This window comes from Streptomyces durbertensis, assembly GCF_014156695.1.
GTDB classification, from domain to species: domain Bacteria; phylum Actinomycetota; class Actinomycetes; order Streptomycetales; family Streptomycetaceae; genus Streptomyces; species Streptomyces durbertensis.
On record NZ_WMLF01000403.1, the window covers coordinates 1 to 4,987 of the forward strand.

Consider the following 4,987-nt stretch of genomic DNA (forward strand, 5'->3'; position numbering starts at 1 on the left):
GACGACGGGGACGCCGGCGGCGAGGAGTTCCAGCACGGCGGTGTCGTCGGCTTCGGGGTCGATGACCAGCAGTCCGTCGACGCGGGAGGCGAGCGGTTCGTTCGTGTGGGCGGCGGGGGCGAGGAGGACGACGTCCAGGTTCTCCTCCTGGGCGCGGGCGACGGCGCCGAAGGCGAGCTTCATGTAGTAGTCGAGCCGCGTCGCGGTCTGCGGGAGGTGGAGGCCGATGGCGCCGGTCCGGGCGCGGCGGAGGCGTCGGGCGGCGCTGTTGGGCCGGTAGCCGAGTTGTTCGGCTGCCGCGCGGACGCGGAGCCGGGTGGCCTCGGCGACCCGGCCTGACCCCTGGAGTGCGTCGGAGGCGGTGCTCTTGGAGACCCCGGCGGCGCGGGCGACGTCGACGATGGTGGCGGGGCGGGAGTTCACGGGTCGAAGTCTAGGCGCCGGACACCACCCCTTGCCGGAACGTTCCGGCAAGGCTTACATTCGATCCTGCCGGAACGTTCCGGCACACGCCGCGTGGCGGCGTTGTCCGTCTCTCCACGAGGTCAGGAGTCCCCATGCGCGTGATCACCGCGTTCAACCCGCCGGCGTCCCCGACGCGCACCCGTCCCGCCGAGCGGTCCCCGCTGCGGGTCGCCGCCGTACAGCAGCGGTGGCACCGCGACCCGGCCGAGCACCGGGCCGCCCTGCGGGAGGGCATCCGGCTCGCCGCCGCCGAGGGCGCGCGCGTGGTGTGCCTGCAGGAGCTGACGCTCTCGCCGTACTTCGCCGTCGTCCGCAAGGCCGACCACCCGGAGCCGGCCGAGCCCGAGGAACTGCTGACCGGGCCGACCTTCACCTTCGCCGCCGAGGCCGCCCGCGCGTACGGGGTGTACGTGCACGCCTCCCTCTACGAGCGGGCCCCCGCCCCCGACGGCACCGACGACGGCCTCGGCTACAACACGGCGATCCTCGTCGCCCCCGACGGCACCCTCGCCCAGCGCACCCGCAAGACCCACATCCCCGTCTCCGAGGGCTACTACGAGGACCACTGGTTCCGGGCCGGCCCGGCCGGCGACGACGCGTTCCCGGTGGTCCGCGTGGACGAGGCGAACCTCGGGCTTCCCACCTGCTGGGACCAGTGGTTCCCCGAGCTGGCCCGGGCGTACTCGCTCGCCGGCGCGGACGTGCTCGTCTACCCGACCGCGATCGGCTCCGAGCCCGGACACCCCGGCTTCGACACCCAGCCGATCTGGCAGAAGGTGATCACCGGCAACGCCGTCGCCAACGCCACCTTCATGGTCGTACCGAACCGCATCGGGGCGGAGAACGGGCTGACGTTCTACGGCAGTTCGTTCATCGTCGACCCGTACGGCCGTGTCCTCGCCCAGGCGCCGCGCGACGAACCCGCCGTGCTCGTCGCGGACCTCGACCTGGACGCGCGACGCGACTGGCTGGAACTCTTCCCCTTCCTCGCCACCCGCCGCCCCGACGCCTACGCCCCGCTCACCGCCACGGGCTGACCGGGCTGACCCTCCCGTCGTGGCCCCTCCGCCGGGCGCGGCACCTCGCGCGAGGGCCGTGCCCGGCCGGTCGGCAGGTTCGATCACGGGCGGCGGTCGGCCTCACCGGCCGCGACGCCCGTCCTCCCCGCCGGTGGCAGGGAACGCTCCGGGAGGAAGGGCGAGCGAACGGCCGGCAGTGGCCTGCCCACCCACTACCCACGCGCTGCCTAGCGTGACTCGGCGACCGCGACCACGCCTCGTGTAGCCGTTCCGTCCACCCGGGTCCACGCTGCGACGACGACGCCCGAGAGCTCCCCGCCGTCCTCCATCGAACGCAGCACTCGCCTGACCCGGACCTCGAACCCGTCATCCGGACAAGCTCCGTGCACGGTGACGCTCGGGTCCGGGGTGTCGCTCTCGTTCTGGTGCTGCGGTGTCGCCTCGCCGCGCAGGAGAGCCCGAAGCCGGGTCATCACCACGGGGTCGTGGGTACCGTCGTAGATCCAACGCGTGCCGAGCACCCCGTGCTCGGAGGTGCCGATCAACGCCTCAGCCGGGGCGTCCTCCAAGGGCTCGCCCCGGTAGCCCAGCGGGACCAGGTACGCCGCCGTCTCCCGCGCGGAGGCGTCCGCGACGATCATGACCTCGATCCCCACCTCACCCGCCGGATCGTCCAGACGGAACCCTCCGGCCACCGCGAGTTCCGGCGCCCTGGCACCCTCGTACCAGCTCTGCTTCGGCAACCAGCCGGCGAGCAGCTCCAACTTGGTCGGACTCATCGTGGTGCGGTGGACAGTGGCCACGCCAGCTCCCTCATGCTTCGGTACGGGCCCGTCCCGCGACGGGACTTGACCGAACCTACCCGAAGCCCCGTCACGATCCCGCGCGCGGCGAACAGAGGCCGCGTCCCACCCAGTTGTCCGTTGCCCGTTGCCGCCGAGACGCCCGGGAACCACTTCTGACGTCGGAGCGCCGGCGGCGGTACACGTCACCAAGGTGCTCGGCACCTGCTACGAAGATCACCGGATGCCGCCTCGACAGACCTTCGAGGGGTCGACGGCGCGTCCGCCGTTGCCCCGGCGGAGCTGCCGGACCTACGATCAAAAATGTGACTGCCGGGTCGGCCATGGGCCACGCACGAGTAGGGCACCCGGCCTCGGCGCGAGCGCGAGGCGGGCCAGAGCCCCGCCCCCTCTCCGTTTGTTCTCAACCGCCGCCGCACGCGACGGCTTTCTGCCAGCCGACAGGCTCATCGAGAAACCGGAGTCACACGACACTCATGCCGCACGACGACCAGCAGCACGCCGCCGACGAACAAGCGGCCGGATCCGTCCAGTTGAACCACACCGTCGTCTACGCCACGGACCGGCAGCGGTCGGCGCAGTTCCTCGCCACTGTCCTGGGGCTGGAGGTCGGCGCGCCCTTCGGTCCGTTCCTCCCCCTCGACCTGGGCAACGGCGTGACGCTCGACTACTACGAACTGCGCGACGAACCAGTCCAGTCACAGCACTACGCGTTCCTCGTCCCCGAGGCGCGGTTCGACGCCATGATCGCGCGGCTGGAGGCGGCCGGCGTCACCTACTACGCCGACCCGAGCCACACCGAACCCGGCCGGACCAACAACCTCTTCGGCGGTCGCGGCGCCTACTTCGACGACCCGGACGGCCACAACATGGAGATCATGACCCGGCCCTACGCCCGTCCCTGAGGGCGGCTCCACGAGGGTCCCGCCACGCGCCGGCGGGGCCCTCGCCCTTCTGTCACGCCCCCGACATGGAAACCGGAAACGAGGTCCCATGACGTCTCTCACCGCCGACGACCGACTGCACAGCCACGCGGAACTGGCCGCGTTCGTCCGCGCTCTCCACCAGGAGCACCTCCGGCAGGGCCACGAGTGGGAGAACAGGACGCTCGACCACTTCCTCGAAGCCCTCGCCGCGTGGATCGAGGACTCCCCCGGCTGGTACCGCAACGCCGGTCAGGAACTTCCCGAGGCCGGCGACTGGACCTTCCTTGCCAGAGCCCTGAGCGCCGCCGCCCACTACGAGTGAAGCCGCCTCAGCTTTCGGCACGGGCCCTCGCGTGGCGCTCCTCCGGTGGCAGGTCCGCGTGGCGGGCCGCGGCGGGGTCGGGGACGGTTCGACGCAACAGGACGGTCAGTTCCTGTGCCGACCGGCCGGCCATCCGCTCCCTGACGCCGTCCCCGGAGCGCTTCGGGCGCGCCTCCACAGTGGTGCCTTCGAGTTCGCCGTTGCCGATGACACCACCGTCATAGGGCAACGAGGCTCCACTGCCCAGAGTCGACCAGGTACCGTCGCCGAGTCGCGCGACGGCGACGATGTAGGTGTGGCCGATCTCCAGACGGGACGTGCCCCGGACCGCGAACTCCCGCCGCTCACCGCCCCTGGACACCCAGCCGGCGACGTCCAACGTCAGTGACCGCGGCACGGCGGGCGCTCCGGACCGACTCCACAGAACCTCGCCCACAGTCATGACGGCTCGGCGTCCGACGTACCCCTCGCCTGCCGTGCGCTCCTCCGCGGACGCCGGGACCTCCTGCTCGGAGGTGGGCCGGACGACCACAACCTGGTCGGCGTAGCTGACCCAGTCCGTGCTCGTGACCGACGGCAGCAGGTCATCCGCCTGCGGAGCCACCGTCGCCGTCGGCGCCACACCGTTCCTCTCGCCGATGCCCGTCGGCCGGACGACCATGACGGCCGCCACCGTCGCGGCTGCGGTCGCCACCAGTGCGGCAGCCACCCAGATCCTCTTCCTCCGCCTCCCGACCCATGCCGTTCCCGCTGTTTCCGTCTCGGCCGACGCCCGCGCCGCGACGGCCACTTCAGCGAGCGTCCGGTCCGGCACCTGGTCCACCCCGCCCGCCGGATCGCTCCCCGAGAGCAACCGCCTTGTTCGCTCCACGTCCCGACCCATCGCCGTCCACCTCACCCTTCCTGTGCTCGCCGCCCTCGCCGCGTCCGGCGAAGTCCTCGCCGCCGCAGTTGTCCTCGCCCAGCAGGGCCTCCAGGCGTTTGCGCGCCCGATGCAGCCGGACGGAGAACGTCGCGGTCCCGCAACCGACCACCCGCGCCGCCTGCCGTGCGCTCAGCCCGTCCCAGGCGACCAATACCAGCGCCTCTCTGTCCGTCTCGGAAAGGCGGTCCATCGCGTCCGCGGCGGCGAGCCGCCCCACGGCGCTCTCCTCGGCGGCCGTACCGGGACGACCGTCGGCGTTCAGTTGGATCAACTCGCTCAGCCGGTACGCCCGTCCAGCCGACCGCACCGCGTTCGACACGACCAGCCGCGCGATGCCGTACAGCCAGGGCAGGGCCTCGCCACGCAGGTCGTGCCGCCTGCGCCAGGCCGTCAGGTACACCTCCGACAGCGCGTCCTCGGCCTCTCCGGCCGGGAGTCTGCGACGCAGATACCGCAGCACCGCCAGGGAGGTCTCCTGATAGACCTCCTCAAAGGCCTGCCAGTCGTCCAGCCGCCCACCCACGCCC

Annotated in this window: 7 protein-coding genes; 3 read left to right on the forward strand and 4 right to left on the reverse strand. The window is 72.1% G+C overall.

The window, feature by feature from the left end:
* Positions 1–423: LacI family DNA-binding transcriptional regulator (locus GL263_RS21350; protein ID WP_182857358.1), on the reverse strand; the 423-nt coding region annotated here is incomplete at its 3' end.
* Between the two features lie 134 nt (positions 424–557).
* Here GL263_RS21350 and GL263_RS21355 point away from each other — a divergent pair.
* On the forward strand, positions 558–1,502 hold the full coding sequence (locus tag GL263_RS21355; RefSeq protein WP_182857359.1) for a carbon-nitrogen hydrolase: 945 nt from the start codon (positions 558–560) through the stop codon (positions 1,500–1,502).
* 209 nt (positions 1,503–1,711) lie between these two features.
* Here GL263_RS21355 and GL263_RS21360 read toward each other — a convergent pair whose 3' ends face one another.
* A complete protein-coding gene (locus GL263_RS21360; RefSeq protein WP_182857360.1) occupies positions 1,712–2,287 on the reverse strand; it encodes a maltokinase N-terminal cap-like domain-containing protein in 576 nt (191 codons plus the stop codon).
* A 476-nt stretch (positions 2,288–2,763) separates the two neighbouring features.
* Between GL263_RS21360 and GL263_RS21365 the strand changes: the two genes are divergently transcribed.
* Together GL263_RS21365 and GL263_RS21370 are read left to right on the forward strand one after the other, a co-directional pair.
* On the forward strand, positions 2,764–3,192 hold the full coding sequence (locus tag GL263_RS21365) for a VOC family protein (RefSeq protein WP_182857361.1): 429 nt from the start codon (positions 2,764–2,766) through the stop codon (positions 3,190–3,192).
* An 88-nt stretch (positions 3,193–3,280) separates the two neighbouring features.
* Complete coding sequence (locus GL263_RS21370; RefSeq protein ID WP_182857362.1) at positions 3,281–3,535, forward strand: DUF7660 family protein; 255 nt, start codon at positions 3,281–3,283, stop codon at positions 3,533–3,535.
* A gap of 7 nt (positions 3,536–3,542) precedes the next feature.
* Here the strand turns inward: GL263_RS21370 and GL263_RS21375 are convergent, their stop codons facing one another.
* The gene (locus tag GL263_RS21375) at positions 3,543–4,244 is read right to left on the reverse strand and encodes a hypothetical protein (protein ID WP_182857363.1); all 702 of its coding nucleotides are present in this window, start codon (positions 4,242–4,244) and stop codon (positions 3,543–3,545) included.
* 82 nt (positions 4,245–4,326) lie between these two features.
* A partial coding sequence (locus tag GL263_RS21380) for an RNA polymerase sigma factor (RefSeq protein ID WP_182857364.1) occupies positions 4,327–4,987 on the reverse strand: 661 nt, incomplete at its 5' end.